At 71.1% G+C, this 14,677-nt stretch carries 13 protein-coding genes; 6 read left to right on the top strand and 7 right to left on the bottom strand.

Features of this window, described 5'->3' with window-relative positions; all coding sequences use genetic code 11:
• Nucleotides 1-5 precede the first annotated feature (5 nt).
• Nucleotides 6-650: a hypothetical protein gene (locus ACZ6R6_RS29225; RefSeq protein WP_470098617.1), complete on the bottom strand. Its 645-nt coding sequence runs from the start codon at nt 648-650 to the stop codon at nt 6-8.
• Between the two features lie 564 nt (nt 651-1,214).
• Between ACZ6R6_RS29225 and ACZ6R6_RS29220 the strand changes: the two genes are divergently transcribed.
• The gene (locus tag ACZ6R6_RS29220; protein WP_470098615.1) at nt 1,215-3,581 is read left to right on the top strand and encodes an AAA family ATPase; all 2,367 of its coding nucleotides are present in this window, start codon (nt 1,215-1,217) and stop codon (nt 3,579-3,581) included.
• A gap of 1 nt (nt 3,582) precedes the next feature.
• Nucleotides 3,583-3,945 carry a hypothetical protein gene (locus ACZ6R6_RS29215; protein WP_470098613.1) on the top strand — a complete coding sequence of 121 codons (363 nt, stop codon included), beginning with the start codon at nt 3,583-3,585 and terminating at the stop codon, nt 3,943-3,945.
• A 25-nt stretch (nt 3,946-3,970) separates the two neighbouring features.
• Here ACZ6R6_RS29215 and ACZ6R6_RS29210 read toward each other — a convergent pair whose 3' ends face one another.
• Entirely contained in the window at nt 3,971-4,774 is an 804-nt protein-coding gene (locus tag ACZ6R6_RS29210) for an SAM-dependent methyltransferase (RefSeq protein WP_470098611.1), read from the bottom strand.
• 112 nt (nt 4,775-4,886) lie between these two features.
• Nucleotides 4,887-6,047: a saccharopine dehydrogenase family protein gene (locus ACZ6R6_RS29205; RefSeq protein ID WP_470098609.1), complete on the bottom strand. Its 1,161-nt coding sequence runs from the start codon at nt 6,045-6,047 to the stop codon at nt 4,887-4,889.
• A gap of 232 nt (nt 6,048-6,279) precedes the next feature.
• Between ACZ6R6_RS29205 and ACZ6R6_RS29200 the strand changes: the two genes are divergently transcribed.
• Complete coding sequence (locus tag ACZ6R6_RS29200) at nt 6,280-6,762, top strand: cation:proton antiporter regulatory subunit (protein ID WP_470098649.1); 483 nt, start codon at nt 6,280-6,282, stop codon at nt 6,760-6,762.
• An 8-nt stretch (nt 6,763-6,770) separates the two neighbouring features.
• Nucleotides 6,771-7,931, top strand: a complete 1,161-nt coding sequence (locus ACZ6R6_RS29195) for a cation:proton antiporter (RefSeq protein WP_306874827.1) — start codon at nt 6,771-6,773, stop codon at nt 7,929-7,931.
• 134 nt (nt 7,932-8,065) lie between these two features.
• On the opposite strand, the gene ACZ6R6_RS29190 is transcribed toward ACZ6R6_RS29195, so the two are convergent.
• From ACZ6R6_RS29190 to ACZ6R6_RS29175, 4 genes are read right to left on the bottom strand one after another with little or no spacing between them, the layout of a single operon-like run.
• Nucleotides 8,066-9,187 (bottom strand): MsnO8 family LLM class oxidoreductase, encoded by a 1,122-nt coding sequence (locus tag ACZ6R6_RS29190; RefSeq protein ID WP_470098607.1) that lies wholly within the window; start codon nt 9,185-9,187, stop codon nt 8,066-8,068.
• Complete coding sequence (locus ACZ6R6_RS29185; protein ID WP_470098605.1) at nt 9,184-10,242, bottom strand: LLM class flavin-dependent oxidoreductase; 1,059 nt, start codon at nt 10,240-10,242, stop codon at nt 9,184-9,186. Before ACZ6R6_RS29185 ends, ACZ6R6_RS29190 begins: the two co-directional genes overlap by 4 nt.
• Complete coding sequence (locus ACZ6R6_RS29180; RefSeq protein WP_470098603.1) at nt 10,239-11,567, bottom strand: NtaA/DmoA family FMN-dependent monooxygenase; 1,329 nt, start codon at nt 11,565-11,567, stop codon at nt 10,239-10,241. Before ACZ6R6_RS29180 ends, ACZ6R6_RS29185 begins: the two co-directional genes overlap by 4 nt.
• On the bottom strand, nt 11,564-12,739 hold the full coding sequence (locus ACZ6R6_RS29175) for an LLM class flavin-dependent oxidoreductase (protein ID WP_470098601.1): 1,176 nt from the start codon (nt 12,737-12,739) through the stop codon (nt 11,564-11,566). Before ACZ6R6_RS29175 ends, ACZ6R6_RS29180 begins: the two co-directional genes overlap by 4 nt.
• Before the next feature lie 118 nt (nt 12,740-12,857).
• Here ACZ6R6_RS29175 and ACZ6R6_RS29170 point away from each other — a divergent pair, with 118 nt between their 5' ends.
• On the top strand, nt 12,858-13,415 hold the full coding sequence (locus ACZ6R6_RS29170; protein WP_470098599.1) for a carboxymuconolactone decarboxylase family protein: 558 nt from the start codon (nt 12,858-12,860) through the stop codon (nt 13,413-13,415).
• 92 nt (nt 13,416-13,507) lie between these two features.
• Nucleotides 13,508-14,503 carry a D-alanyl-D-alanine carboxypeptidase family protein gene (locus ACZ6R6_RS29165; RefSeq protein WP_470098597.1) on the top strand — a complete coding sequence of 332 codons (996 nt, stop codon included), beginning with the start codon at nt 13,508-13,510 and terminating at the stop codon, nt 14,501-14,503.
• The last annotated feature ends 174 nt before the right edge of the window (nt 14,504-14,677 follow it).

Raw genomic sequence — 14,677 nt, 5'->3', positions numbered from 1 at the left:
CCGGCTCAGAACCACGCATTTATGTGATCTTTGTGATGCTGATTGTATTGCCAGGTCCACGATCCGGACGCGCCGGGAAGACTGGCGCTTGTCACAGAGCCGCTCGCCTGACAGTCATGCGGCTGTCCCGCCTCGCCCGGAAATTCCGGAGGGTTGAGATTGGGATTATAGTGCGCGAGCCCGACACTGTGCCCAAGCTCGTGACAGACCGTCTTGATGTACTGGTGGTGAGGGTCGGCCGAGACGTCGATCGTCTCGTTGTTGATTCTGACGTGCCATTGGTCGCACCATCCGGGCTGAGAAGCGGTTCTCACCTTGCAGACGGCCTGCCCGTAAGCGTCGTCGACCCAGACCTGGAACCAGGCCGCGTCAGTGGCCGGATCCCCGTCTTCATTGGAGTTCTTGATGTCGCAGGGAGACTCCAGATACGTTCCTTCGACGTCGGTGCTGTCCGCCAGATAATTCATGGCACCGGGGATGTATGATTTCACGCCTGCCCCTACCGACGTGGTGTAGCAGTAAGTGTGAACGGTTTTGTCCGGGGGCACTCCTCCCCACGGCCAGAGGTCCGCCGAAGCGGGTGCGATCGATGCCATCAAAGTGACCACCGTCGCGATGACAAGGAAGGAAAGTCGACGTCCGGCACGCACTGATCGCCCTCCTGAGGAATCGAAGCGGTTTCCTGACTCGCGAAGTCATGAACAGAGCATGTCGCCCGTCATATGGTGACTACCGCGATCAATGCTCGCAAGACTTGATCTTCGTCCACTCCGATGTTATTCGCAGAGTGCCGCTCTCACGGAGACACGGGAAACAGGGTCTTACGCGACATCGGAATCGCCGGAAAACGAGATTCCCGAGCCATCCTGACAACGATTCCCGAGCCATCCTGACAGCAGGGACCATCAGGAGCGACACTGCACCCGAGGCTCCAGTGCATCACCTCCGGGCCGCCCCTCGCCCCGGCACAGGTCGCCCAACGCGACCTCCAAGCCTCCTGGGCACGCCCGCACATCCGGGCCATGAGGGTGATCATGCGTAGCCTCGCCGATCACTGGCAGGCAACGACCCCACGGGCGATCCACACGGCGACATCCACTTGAGTGAAGCCGGCAATACATCAAATCAAGTTGTGAATCGCAGTCACACATGCTTCACTGATGCTCGTTGATCGACGATCCGATCGATCTCCCCCGCTCCCACAGGAGATCACTGTGTCCTCTTCCCCGGCACATGTATCGCTCCACGACACCGTCCAGGCCCGGCTGGCTGAGTCCGGCCTTCCGGCTGAGGCCAGGGATATGGTGCTGTCGGCCCTCGGTGAGCCGCCGTCGGCGGCAGCCGGCTCCCCCACCGGGATCTACCTGCGGGCGATCACCGTCGCGGGTTTCCGGGGCATCGGCCGGCCGGCCCGGCTCCAGCTGCCCCAGGGCAACGGGCTCGTCGTCGTCACCGGACGTAACGGCTCCGGCAAGTCCAGCTTCGCCGAGGCCGTCGAGACGGCTCTGACCGGCCAGAACTCACGCTGGAACGCCAGGTCGCAGGTCTGGACGAGCAGCTTCAGGAACCTGCACAGCCAGGCGGACCCCGAGATCGAGGTGGAGCTGCTGGTCTCGGGTGAGTCCCAGCCCACCGTCATCCGCCGGAAGTGGACCGGCGCCAGGGTGGAGGACTCGGCGGCGGTCGTGCGGCGCCCCGGACAGGAGCCCGCGCCACTGAGCGCGCTGAACCTGGCCCACGCGCTGACCGCCTACCGCCCGTTCCTTCCCTACGCGGAGCTGGGCAGCGCTCTGGACAAGCCGTCCGACCTGTATGACAAGGTCTCCGGGATCCTCGGGCTCGGTCCTCTCGCCGAGGCCTGCAAGACGCTCCGCGACGAGAAGAACGCCCTCGAAAAGAAGGTGACGGTGTCCCGTCAGGGCCTCCTTCCCCTGCTCAGCGCGCTGGCCCCCGTCGACGATCCCAGGGCACGCGCCGCCTACGCCGAGCTGAGCAAGAGCAGGCCCGACCTCTCCGTGGTCGAGACGATCGCCGCCGGTGACGGGGCGCACGCGGAGCTGCGGGCGCTCCGCCGGATGGCGGAGCTGACGGGGCCCGAGGCGCAGGCCGTACGGGGGGCGGCGGAACGGGTGCGTGCGGCCTCGCGCGCCCTGGAGGAGGTCCGGCTCGGTTCGGCGGAGGACGCCCGCGAGCGTGCCGAGCTGCTGGACCTGGCGCTCGCGCACCACCGGCGGCACCAGGGCGACCGTGGCTGTCCGGTCTGCGAGACCCCGGACCGGCTCGACGAGGCCTGGGCCGTGCGCGCACACACGGAGGTCATGCGGTTGCGGGAGGAGGCCGCCTCCGCCGAGGCCGCCCGTGTCGAGTCGCGGTCCGCCTGGGCCGCGGCGCGCCGGCTGATCGGCGATCCGCCCTCAGGACTGCCTGAGTCGCTCGCGGCGTCGTGGCGGAAGTGGCAGACCTGCCGGGAAGGCGCGGACATCGGGCGGTTCGCCGAGATCGGCCTGCGGCTGGCGGAGGAGTGCCGGCTGATCAGGGAGGAGGCCGTCAAGCGCCTCGCCGATCAGGACAGCCGCTGGAGCGAGCTGGCCGGGGCGGTGGCGGCGTGGTGCCGGGAGGCACGCGAGGCCGCGGAGGCCGGGATCCGCCTGCCACTGGTCAAGATCGCCGACGGGTGGCTGCACGAGGTGCACGGTGATCTCCGTACGGCCCGCATGGCCGCGCAGGGGCAGGACGCCCGGATGTACTGGGCGATCATGCGCCAGCAGAGCAACGTGAGCCTGGGTGAGATCCGACTGGCGGGCAACCGTACCCAGCGCAAGGTCGAACTCGACGTGACGGTGGACGAGGTGTCCGGGGCGGCTCTCGGCGTGATGAGCCAGGGAGAGCTGCACGCGCTGGCGCTCTCACTGTTCCTGCCACGGGCGCTGTCGAACGAGAGCCCCTTCCGGTTCCTGGTCATCGACGATCCGGTGCAGTCGATGGATCCGAGCAAGGTCGACGGCCTGGCCCAGGTCCTGGAGACGGTGGCGGAGTTCCGGCAGGTGGTGGTGTTCACCCACGACACCCGCCTGACGGAGGCGATCCGCCGCCTGCGCATCCGGGCGACGGTCCTGGAGGTGGCGCGTAAGGAGCGTTCCGAGGTGGAGGTCGAGGTCTCCGACGATCCTGTCGAGCGGGCGTTGAAGGATGCCCGATCCGTCCTGGGCGACCCGCGGCTCCCGGCCGGCGTGGCGCCCGCCGTCCTGCCCGGTCTGTGCCGAGTGGCGCTGGAGAGCGCCTTCGTCGAGATGGCCCGGCGGCGGCTGCTGACCGCCGACGCCGACCACGATGCGGTCGAACAGCGGATCTCCGAGGCCCGCAGGTCGTCGGCCATCGCCGCTGTGGCTCTCGGCGTCGAGTCGAACGAGGTGGTCGGCTGGCTCAACGACAACGTCGGCGGGTGGGCCGGGAACGTGTTCCAAGCCTGCAACAGGGGCGCCCATACCCAGGGAGCCTTCGAGGCCGCTTTCCGCGGCACCGGAAAGGACCCGATCGAGTACGTGACCAAGCTGGCCAGGCATCTGCGAGAGGTGAACTGACATGCCGACCTACACGCGTCTGCTCGACGACGCCGACGCGGTCCTCCGCTCCGAGGGCTCGGGACCGTGGCCGCGGACGACCGCGTTCCTGCTCCGGCAGGCGCTGGAGGCATGCGTGTGCGACTTCTGGCGTCATATCCAGCCGGGAGTGGAGCGATGTCGCATGCGGACGCAGGTGCTCTGCCTGGCGGAGTACGCCGATGAGGCCACCGCCAGACGTGCCTCAGGAGCGTGGGCCGCGCTCAGCGCCGCCTGCCACTACCACGGCTACGAGTTCAACCCGACAGCCGGTGAGCTGCGCACTCTCCATGATGAGGTGCGCGTCCTCGCCGAGCGCCTCAGCCCGGTTCCGTGGTCATCCTGACGGTTCGAGCTCCATGAACCGGGGGCTATCGCTTGTAGGCGATCCCGCCGTACATGAGCTGCTGGCCCACCGTGAGCTTCCTGGGGACGGGGCCGTCAGGCCGCCACAGGGGCAGCGGGACGACGCCCGGTTCGAGGAGCTCGAACCCGTCGAAGAAGGCGGTGATCTCCTCCGGCGTGCGGAAACGGCCGGTGCCGAGCAGCGCGAGGAACTTCCGCTCGGCGTCGCGTGACTCCTGCGTGGAGGCGCAGAAGTGGGTGATGAACAGGTAGCTGCCCGGCGGGACCGCCGCCATGTACGCCTCGACGATCCCCCTCGGGTCCTCGTCGTCGTGCAGGTGGTGCAGGATCCCGATCAGCAGCACGCCCACCGGGCGGCCGAGGTCGATGAGGTTCTTGAAGGCCGGGTCGCCGAGGATGGCCGCCGGGTTACGCAGGTCGGAGGTGATGACCTCGGTGCGGTCGTTGTCGGCCAGCAGCGCCCGGCCATGGGCCAGCACCATCGGGTCGTTGTCGACGTAGACGACCCGCGACTCCGGGTTGGCGCGCTGCGCGACCTGGTGGGTGTTCTCCACGGTCGGCAGCCCCGAACCGAGGTCGACGAACTGGGTGATGCCCTGGTCGGACAGGAAGCGCACCCCCCGGCCGAGGACCTGCCGGTTGTAGGTCGCCACGTCGTAGATCTCCGGGACGACCTTCACGATCTCGGCGACGAAGGCGCGGTCGACCTCGAAGTTGTCCTTGCCGTTGAGGACGACGTCGTAGGCCCTGGCGATGCTGGGCCGGGTCGTGTCGATGCCGGCGTTCCGCTCGCTCCGATTGTCGGCCACAGGGGTCCTTCCTCGTCATCCCGGGGCAGTTCAGATGATCATAAGTGGTGGAGTGACTCTGATATGCATATTTGACGATTAACGGATGACCGATTCCTCGCTCCGGCGAGGTCTACTTCGACGGGCCGCTCAGCACCGTGAAGGTGATGCCCGCCCGCTGGAGCCGCTCGATCAGCGCCCCGCCCATCGCCACGGCCGTGGTGACCTGGCCACTGACCGGCGGAAGGTCGTCGAAGGCCAGGCAGAGCGCCGACTCGGCGAGCATCTTGGCGGTCTCGTCGTAGCCGGGGTCGCCGCCCGCCACCTCGGTGACGACGCGCTCGCCGCCGCCCCGGCCGAGGAAGGTGACCTTGAACCAGCTCCTGGCCCGCTGTTCGGGGGTGGGTCCGTCGCCGGAGGCGGTCCGGCCGAGCAGCCAGGAGCGGACCGGGGGGAGCTGGGCGAGCGCGACGAGGGCGCCGGTGCCGGCCACGAGCCCCAGCGCGGCGGGCAGCCGCCTGACGGCGACGTGGTGGCGGTAGGTGAAGTCGGGGCCGTAGCGCTCCAGCGCGCGGGCCGAGCGCGCCACGATCCGCGGGTCGATCGTGGGCAGGGGCAGGGCCCAGCCTCCCACGTAGCGGGGCGGTCCGGCGGTGCCGCGCGCGCGGCGGCCGGTGGGCCGCCCTTCGGCCGCGCGCCGGGCGAGCGCGGCCCGGGCGGTCTGCCGGGGCCGGGAGACCGCCGTGAGGGCGGAGTGGACGGTGCCGCCCGACGGCTTGCCGTTGCCCCGCACGAACCCGTCCACCTCGATCGGCACCCCCTCGGGGAGCCGGTTGACGGTGAAGTAGGCGCCGAGGTCGTGCGGGACGGAGTCGAACCCGCAGGCGTGCACGATCTTCGCCCCGGTCCGCTCGGCCCTGTGGTGGTGGCGGGTGAACATCAGGTCGACGAACTCCGGCTCGCCGGTGATGTCGGCGTAGTGGGTGCCCGCGTCGGCGCAGGCGGCCACGAGCGGCTCGCCGTAGGCGAGGTAGGGGCCCACGGTGGTGGCGACCACCCTGGCCTGGCGGGCCAGCTCCGCCAGCGAGGCCGGGTCCGTCACGTCCGCGTGGAGCAGCGGCAGCTCGGGCAGGCCGATGCGGTCCCGGACCGCTCCGAGCTTGGCCCGGTTGCGGCCGGCCAGCGCCCAGCGGCAGCCGGGACCGGCGCTGCGGGCCAGATACCGCGCGGTCAGCTCGCCGGTGAAGCCGGTGGCGCCGAAGAGCACGATGTCGTACGGGCGGTCGTCAGACATGGGCTGGGACTCCTCCCCGGGACGGCCGCGCGCAAGCCGTACGGACCGAATGTGGTTCTGTTCACCTTGCCACAGGAGCGAGCACCCGGGAAGGACGCCCTCGCCGCTCATCGCCGGCCAAATAACCCACAAAATCAATCGGTAATAGCGATTATTTCTTGCCCACTCTTCCGTGCACTGATTGGTAGGTTCAGGTAAACAACCGACATATGCACAGATGGAGGACCGTACGGTGGAGGTCGAGCAGACGGCGCTGCCCGGAATCGGACTACGGCACGAGTTCACCACCCGCTCGGGCCGGCGCATCGGGATCGTCTCCCACCGGACCGGCCGTCGCGACCTAGTGATATACGACCCGACCGACCCCGATCGGGCGTGCGAGACGATAAAACTGAACGACGAGGAGGCCGACGCGCTCTGCGAGCTCCTCGGCGCCCCGCGCATCGTGCAGCGTCTCAACGCCCTGCACCGCGAGGTCGAGGGGCTGGTCAGCCTGCAGCTCCCCATCCTGTCCGGCACGCCGTACGCCGGCCGCCCGATGGGTGACGCGCGCGTGCGCACCCGCACCGGCGCCTCCGTCGTGGCCGTGGTCCGCGCCGGCCAGGTCTTCGCCAGCCCCGGCCCCGACTTCGTGTTCACCGACGGCGACGTGGTCGTCGTGGTGGGCAGCCCGGAGAGCACCGCCGCCGTCGCCGACATCCTGACCAACGGTTAGGGCAGCGGGTGCACTCGACAGCGATCCTGTTCCTGGAGTTCGGCGCCGTCCTTCTCGGGCTCGGCATTCTCGGGGCCCTCGCCATGCGCGTCGGCATCTCCCCCATCCCCCTCTACCTGGTCGCGGGACTGGCCTTCGGGCAGGGCGGCATCCTGCCCCTGGCCACCAGCGAGGAGTTCATCTCGGTCGGCGCCGAGCTCGGCGTCATCCTGCTGCTGCTCACCCTCGGCCTGGAGTACAACGCCGACGAGCTGGTGACGAGCCTGAAGGGCAACGCCCGCGCCGGCGTCGTCGACCTGGTGCTCAACGCGGCCCCCGGCGCGGTCGCCGCGCTGCTGCTCGGCTGGGGCCCGGTGGCCGCGGTCGCCATGGCCGGCGTCACCTACGCCACCTCCTCGGGCATCACCGCCAAGGTCCTGTCCGACCTGGGGTGGATCGGCAACCGGGAGACGCCGGTGGTGCTGTCCCTGCTGGTCTTCGAGGACCTGACCATGGCGGTCTACCTGCCGATCCTGACCGCCATGCTGGCCGGGGTGAGCTTCGTCGGCGGCGCGGTCACCGTGGGCATCGCGCTGGCCACCGTCAGCGTCGTGCTGCTGCTCGCCCTGCGCTACGGCCGCCTCATCGAGGCGTTCATCTCCAGCCCCAACTCGGAGGTGCTGCTGCTGAAGCTGGTCGGGCTCGCGCTGCTGGTCGCCGGAGTGGCCCAGCAGCTCCAGGTCTCGGCCGCGGTCGGCGCGTTCCTGGTCGGCATCGCGGTCTCCGGCGAGCTGGCCGAGGACGCCCAGGCGCTGCTGACCCCGCTCCGCGACCTGTTCGCCGCGGTGTTCTTCGTCTTCTTCGGCCTGCAGACCGACCCCACCAAGATCGGCCCGGTGGCCGGGCTGGCCGCGCTGCTCGCCCTGGTCAGCATGGTCACCAAGCTGCTCACCGGCGCCTACGCCGCCCGCCGGGCGGGGATCGCGAAGGCCGGACGGGCGCGGGCGGGCATCGCGCTCATCCCCCGCGGCGAGTTCAACATCGTGATCGCGGGCCTGGCGGTGGCCGCCGGGGTCCACCCCGACCTCGGCCCGCTGGCCGCCGCCTACGTCCTCATCCTCGCCGCGTTCGGCCCGCTGGCCGCCCGGCTCGTCCAGCCGCTCATCACCGCCATCGCCAAACGCACCTGACCGCTCAGGCGGTCGCCTGCGGCGCGTGGTCCCTCGCCGGGCCGCGCGCCGTATGCGTTCCGGGGCCTGCCGGCCGTATGCGTTCCGGAGCCTGTCAGGGGTGTTCGAGGAGGCCGGCCGGGCCGGCCGCGCGCTCAGCCGGTGGCCCACTCCGCGGCGAGCAGCTCGTAGGAGCGGACCCGGTCGGCGTGGTCGTGGGTGATGGTGGTGACGAGCAGTTCGTCGGCGCCGGTGACGTCGCGCAGGACGCGCAGCCGCTCGGCGACGGTCCGCGGCGAGCCGACGAACTGGGTGGCCACCCGGTCGGCGACCAGCGCGCGGTCCTCCTCGGTCCACTCGTGGGCGGCGGCCTCCTCCGGCGTCGGGAACGGGATCGCGCCCGCGCCGGTGCGGATGCTGCGCACCCACAGCCCGTACGGCGAGGCGAGCTCGCGGGCCGTGTCGTCGTCCTCGGCGACGACCACGTCGGCGGAGACGATCAGATGGGGCGCGGCCAGGGTCGCCGAGGGCTTGAACGCCTCCCGGTAGGCCTCGGCCGCCTCCAGCACGGTGGACGGGCTGACGTGGTAGTTCGCCGCGAACGGCAGCCCGCGCTCCCCCGCCACCTGCGCGCTCTGCCCGCCGCTGCTGCCCAGCACCCACAGCTCCACGTCCGCGCCCTCACCCGGTACGGCGTGCGCCGCCAGCCCGTCGGCCGACCGGTAGGTCCCGGCCAGCAGCGCGATGATGTCGTCCACCTGGTCGGCGAAGTCCGGGCTCCGCGCGCCAGGCTGCTGCAGCAGCGAGCCGTACAGCGTGAAGATCGGCGAGGCGGCGAGCGCGGCGAAGGAGAACCCCTCCGGGATGAGCAGCCCGTCGACGACCCTGGCGGGCGGGGACGGCCGCGGGGGCTTCTCGGCGAGTTCGGCGAACTCGGCCTCGCGCCGGCCCGACCGGCCGAGCCCCAGGTCGATGCGGCCCGGATGCAGCGCGTCGATCAGGCCGAACTGCTCGACCACGGCGAGGGCCGTCTGGTGGCCGAGCTGCACGGCGCCGGAGCCGACCCTGATCGTGCTGGTCGCGGCCGCCACCAGGGCGATGAGCACGGCGGGGGCGGCGCTCGCGACGCCGGGCGCGAAGTGGTGCTCGGCCAGCCAGTAGCGGCGGTAGCCGAACTCCTCGGCGCGCCTGGCCAGGTCCAGCGTGTTGCGCAGCGCCTCGCCGGCCGTCCCCCCGGAGGGGACGGGAGAAAGGTCGAGGATCGACAGGGAGGTCATGACTGCCTTCCGTACCGGGGGAACGGCCTGCTGGGGATCTCCCTGCGCAGCACGGGGGCGATCTCGCTCTGGAAGAGTTCGAGGGCGGCCCGGTGCTGCTTGTCGGTCAGGCCGTCCGCGTCGGCGTGCAGATGCATGACCTCGTGCCCGAGCCTCTCGTGGTAGCGGTGGACCTTGTCGATGATCTGCTGGGGGCTGCCGACCAGGATCGAGCTGCGCTCGATCGCGTCCTCCAGCGTGTGGAAGACCGGGTCCACCCCGACCTTCTTGAACAGCGCCAGACGGGCGTTGAAGATCGGCCGGTAGGTCTCGACCGCGTCCTGGGAGTTCCTGGCCGCGTAGTAGCCGGCGCTGCCCGCGCCGACGAGGGCGTCGGCGGGGTCGTGGCCGTGGAACTCCCAGCGTTCCCGGTAGTGGTCGACCAGCTCCGCGTAGGGCTCGACCGGGTTGGTGACGTTGGCGGAGAAGAGCGGGTCACCGTAGCTCGCGGCGAGGTCCACCGACTCCCTGCTGGTGGCGCTGCCGTGCCAGACGCGGACGGGCCGCTGCAGCGGGCGCGGCCAGGTCTCGGCCTCCACCAGCGGCGGCCGGAACCGGCCGGACCAGGTGACCTTGTCCTCGCGCCACAGGCGGCGGAACAGCTCGTAGCTCTCCCGGTTACGGTCCCACTGGTCCTCACCGGTCACGTGGAAGAGCTGGGCCTGCGCGGCTCCGTTCCCCTTGCCGATGATCAGCTCCAGACGGCCGCCGGAGAGGTGGTCGAGGGTGGAGTAGTCCTCGAAGGCCCGGACCGGGTCGAGCAGGCTCAGCGTGGTCACCGCGGTGAACAGCTTGATGGTGGAGGTCCTGGCGGCGATGTGGCTGAGCACGACCGGCGGGGAGGAGGAGATGAAGGGGCGCTCGTGCCGCTCTCCCACGCCGAAGCCGTCGAAGCCGAGCTCCTCGGCGAGGACCGCGTTGTCCACCACCTCGCGCAGGCGCGCCTCGGTGGACTTCAGCTCGCCGGTGATGGGATCCGGTCCGTGCACGATCAGGGTGATGGCCAGGAACTTCATGCGTCGCCCTCCAGTCCGAGGTGGCCGCGGAGCGTGGTCGTCCCGTATTCGGCGCGCAGCACCCCGCGCTCCTGCAGCAGCGGGACGACCTTGTCCACGAACTCGTCCAGCCCGGTGGGCGTCAGGTGCGGCACCAGGATGAAGCCGTCGGCCGCGTCGCTCTGCACGGACTCGTTGATCTCCTCGGCGACCCGCGTGGGCGAGCCGATGAAGGACTGCCTGCCGGTGACCTCGATGACGAGGTCGCGGATGCCGAGTTTCTTCGCCTCGGCCAGGGCCCGCCACTCGGCCGCCGTCTTCAGCGGGTCCCTGGACATGCGGGTGCGGCCCTTGATGATGGTCTCCTCCGAGACGTCCGGGTCGATCTCCGGCAGCGGGCCCTCGGGGTCGTAGGCCGACAGGTCTCGGTTCCAGAGCTGCTCCAGCAGCAGGATCGCCGTCTGCGGGCTGACCTGCTGGCGCCGGATGTGGTCGGCGTTCTCCTGGGCCTCGGCGTCGGTGTCACCGAGGGCGAAGGTCGCGCCGGGCAGGATCTTCAGCGAGCCGGGGTCCCTGCCGTGCGCGGCGACCCTGGCCTTGATGTCGCGGTAGAAGGCCCGCCCCTCCTCCGGCCTGCCGTGCCGGGAGAAGATGGCGTCGGCGGTGGCCGCCGCGAACTCCCGGCCCCCTTCGGAGTCGCCGGCCTGGATGGTCAGCGGGTGACGCTGCGGGCTGCGCGGCACGGTGAAGTGCCCGCCGATGTCGAAGTGGGCGCCCCGGTGGGCGAACGCGCCCGCCCTGGCGGCGGCGAACGTGCCGGTCACGGGGTCGGCCACGAGGTCCTCGGCGGCCCAGGAGTCCCAGAGCTCGCGGACCGTCCGCACGAACTCCTCGGCGCGCTCGTAGCGCTGGGAGTAGTCCAGGTAGCCGCCCCGCCGGAAGTTCTCCCCGGTGAACGCGTCGGAGGAGGTGACGACGTTCCATCCGGCCCGGCCGCCGGACAGGTGGTCGAGGCTGGCGAGCTTGCGGGCGAGCTCGTAGGGCTCGTTGAAGGTGGCGTTGACCGTCCCGGCCAGCCCCAGGTGGGTGGTGACCGCGGCGAGGGCGGACAGCACGGTGAGGGAGTCCGGGCGGCCGACCACGTCGAGGTCGTGGATCCTGCCGCGCTGCTCGCGCAGCCGCTGGCCGTCGGCGAGGAAGAAGAAGTCGAACCTGCCGCGCTCGGCCGTCCGCGCGAGGTGGGCGAAGGAGGAGAAGTCGATCTGGCTGCCCGAGGCCGGGTCGCTCCAGACGGTCTGGTTGTTCACGCCCGGGAAGTGGGCGGCGAGGATGACCTGCTTCATCATCGGCTCCCCGCGTAGCGGCTGGCGGGACGTGGCAGGCCGAGGTGGCCGCGGAGCGTGGCCGCCTCGTACGCGCGCCGGAAGACGCCGCGCCGCCGCAGCTCCGGGACCAGGCCCCGGGTGATCGCGCTCAGGTCGGCCGGCAGTACGGCGGGGCGCAGCCGGAAGCCGTCCAGACCCGCCCGGCGCCAGTCCAGGAGCAGGTCGGCGAGCTGCTCGGGGGTGCCGGCGAAGATCGCAGCGTCGGAGGCGTGCACCGCGCCGTCGAGCCCGTCGAGCCGGGCCCTGCGCTCCCCGGCGTCCTGTCCCAGGAAGACGACCAGGTCGGCGAAGACCTTCAGCGGACCGGGGGTGAGCCCGCGGACCTCCTGCACGACTGCGCGCGCCTGCTCGCCGTCGTGCGGGGTGACGTAGACGACGTCGGTGCTGCGCGCGGCGAACTCGTACGGTATCCGGGAGTGGGCCAGCGCGGTGACCGGCGGCTGTCCCTGGGGGGGCCGCGGGACGATCGAGGGGCCCCTGACGCTGAACCGGGGGCCTTCGAAGTCGATGTGGTGCAGCTTGTCGCGGTCGATGAAACGGCCGGTGGCCACGTCGCGGATCACCGCGTCGTCCTCCCAGCTGTCCCAGAGGCGACGGACCGCCTCGACGGCGTCGGCGGCCTCGTCGAACAGCTCCTGGATCAGGCGGACGCTCTCGGGGCGGTCGAAGCTGTCCGGCCGGAGCTCGGGGACGTCGCGGCGGCCGAAGTGGGCGGCCTCGGCGCGGCGGCCGGAGACCTGCACGCGCCACCCGGCCCGCCCGGCGCTGACGTAGTCCAGGGTGGACAGGGCGCTGGCGACGTGGAAGGGCTCGGTGTGGGTCGTCGTGACCGTGGGCACCAGCCCGATCCTCCGGGTCAGCGGGGCGACCCGCGAGGCCACGAGGACCGCGTCGAAGCGGCCCCGCACCTGGTCGGTGCGGCCGTCGGGGCCGTCCAGGCGGGTGGTCTGCAGGGCCAGGGAGTCTTCGATGGTGACGAAGTCGAGCAGGCCGTGCTCGGCTTCGGCCACGAGGCCGGCCCAGTAGGCGGCGGTGAACAGTGTTTTCGGGGTGGCGGCGGGGTCACGCCAGGCCGCCGGATGCCATCCGGCGCCGTCGAGTGCGACGGCGAGATGGAGAGGAGCTGCCGACATGTCCCGAAGATAACACTAAAACCCGAAATTCCTACATGTTTAGTTGGATTTATGGAGGGGATTGACCAACCGGCTCCCTCTCGCCCACGCTGCGTCTGAGCCGATCGACAGGAGGCCCATGCCACACATCGACCTGCCCACCGACGCCCCCGGAATCGGCGGCCTGTTCCGCTACCGGCCGCAGACCGCCCTCCCCATGTCCCAGCTCGCCGAGGTGCTGCTGCGCGGCGAGCACTCCCTGTCCCGGGGCGAACGCGAGCTGATCGCGACGTACGTGTCCTCGCTCAACGACTGCGGGTTCTGCAGCCGCTCGCACGCGGCGTTCGCCGCCGCGCAGCTCCCTGGCGGTATGGACCTGGTCTGCCAGGTCGCCGACGACCCGGACGGCGCCCCCGTCTCCGACAAGATGAAGACGCTGCTGGAGATCGCCGGCGCCGTCCAGCGCGGCGGCCTGGAGGTCACCCCCGACCACGTCGAGGCCGCGCGGAAGTCCGGGGCCACGGACCTGGAGATCCACGACACCGTGCTGATCGCGGCCGCGTTCTGCATGTACAACCGCTACGTCGACGGCCTGGCCGCGCTCACCCCCGAGGAGCCGGCCGTCTACAAGACGATCGCCGACCGCATCGTGAACAGGGGATACATGACCATCGCACCCGCCGGCCCCACCGGCTGAGGGCGCCCGGCGGCCCTCGATCTCACGGCCCCGGCGGCGGAGCCCCCGGCCACCGGGGGGCGCCGCCGCCGGGATCTGGTAGGCATTTGCGCGTGACGCGTTTCCTGACACTCCTCGCGACGGCCCTCCCCCTCCTGGCGGCCACCGGCCCGGTGTCCGCCGCCTCCCCCGCCGAACCGCACGTCCCGGCCGGGATGACGGCCGGATACGCGGTCTTCGACCGGCAGGCCGGCAAGGTCACCGCCCACCGCAACGTGCACCGGAAGTTCCGGTCGGCGTCGGTGGTGAAGATCCTGATCGCGGTCGACTACCTGGAGTCGCACAAGAACGTCTCCAAGAGCGATCTGGCACGCCTGAAGGTCATGCTGCGGGTCAGCGACGACGACGCGGCGAGCTCCTTCTGGGACCGGGGCGGCAAGGGACAGATCATCAAGCGGATGGCGCGCAAGCTGCGGCTGACCGACACCACTCCCCCGCCGGCCGGCTGGCCCGGCTTCTGGGGCTACACCTCGATCAGCGCGCTGGACATCGTCCGCACCTACCGCTATCTGCTCGACCAGGCGGACCCGGAGGTCAGCGGCCTCGTCCTCGGCCACCTGCGCAAGGCCGGCCAGTGCGGCTCCGACGGCTTCGACCAGTATTTCGGCATCCCCCGCGGGGTCACCCGCCCGTGGGCGGTCAAGCAGGGCTGGTCGGGGTACGGCTCGACGCCCCCGGTCCGGTGCAGGCAGAGCGGCGCCCCCGGATCCGCGCCGGCCGCGGGCACGGCCCGGAACACGGACACGGCGCACGTCACGGCCGTGGCCGCGGCGTCCGCGCTCTCGGCGCACGTCACGGCCGCGCCGGCCGGAGGCACGGCACGGGCTGAGAGCACGGCACAGGCCACGGCCGCCTCGCCGGCGCCGGCCGGGGGTGCCGGGGTCCCCGACTTCGGTCATCCGGTGCTGCACACCACCGGGCTCGTCGGCCCGGGAGAACGGTGGATCATGGTCCTGCTCACCGCCCACCCCACCGGGACCACCTGGCAGCGCTCCACCGGCCAGGTGACCGAACTGGCCGGTGAGGTCTATCTCAGCGGGACCTCGTGATCCCGGAGTCGCTGAGGTGGGCGGCCGCGACCCGTCCGGGCACGGCCGTCCGCCGGCTTTGACTCCCTGCCCGACGCCCTTCGACCAAGGCGTATGCCCCGCGGGGGAACCCTGGCATCGGATCCCGCCGGCTGGAGGGGCCGGCCGACGCGGACCGGCCGGCCCCGGCCTGGC

The sequence above is a fragment of the Streptosporangium sp. NPDC048886 genome (assembly GCF_055586905.1).
Note: the sequence above shows the minus strand (reverse complement) of the source record. Positions and strands in the feature narration are given on the sequence as shown.

Coding starts and splice junctions, on each gene's coding strand:
- ACZ6R6_RS29190 (WP_470098607.1), bottom strand. CDS start 9,187: ATGACCTCCCTGTCGATCCTCGACCTTTCTCCCGTCCCCTCCGGGGGG.
- ACZ6R6_RS29180 (WP_470098603.1), bottom strand. CDS start 11,567: ATGATGAAGCAGGTCATCCTCGCCGCCCACTTCCCGGGCGTGAACAAC.
- ACZ6R6_RS29175 (WP_470098601.1), bottom strand. CDS start 12,739: ATGTCGGCAGCTCCTCTCCATCTCGCCGTCGCACTCGACGGCGCCGGA.
- ACZ6R6_RS29185 (WP_470098605.1), bottom strand. CDS start 10,242: ATGAAGTTCCTGGCCATCACCCTGATCGTGCACGGACCGGATCCCATC.
- ACZ6R6_RS29170 (WP_470098599.1), top strand. CDS start 12,858: ATGCCACACATCGACCTGCCCACCGACGCCCCCGGAATCGGCGGCCTG.
- ACZ6R6_RS29215 (WP_470098613.1), top strand. CDS start 3,583: ATGCCGACCTACACGCGTCTGCTCGACGACGCCGACGCGGTCCTCCGC.
- ACZ6R6_RS29205 (WP_470098609.1), bottom strand. CDS start 6,047: ATGTCTGACGACCGCCCGTACGACATCGTGCTCTTCGGCGCCACCGGC.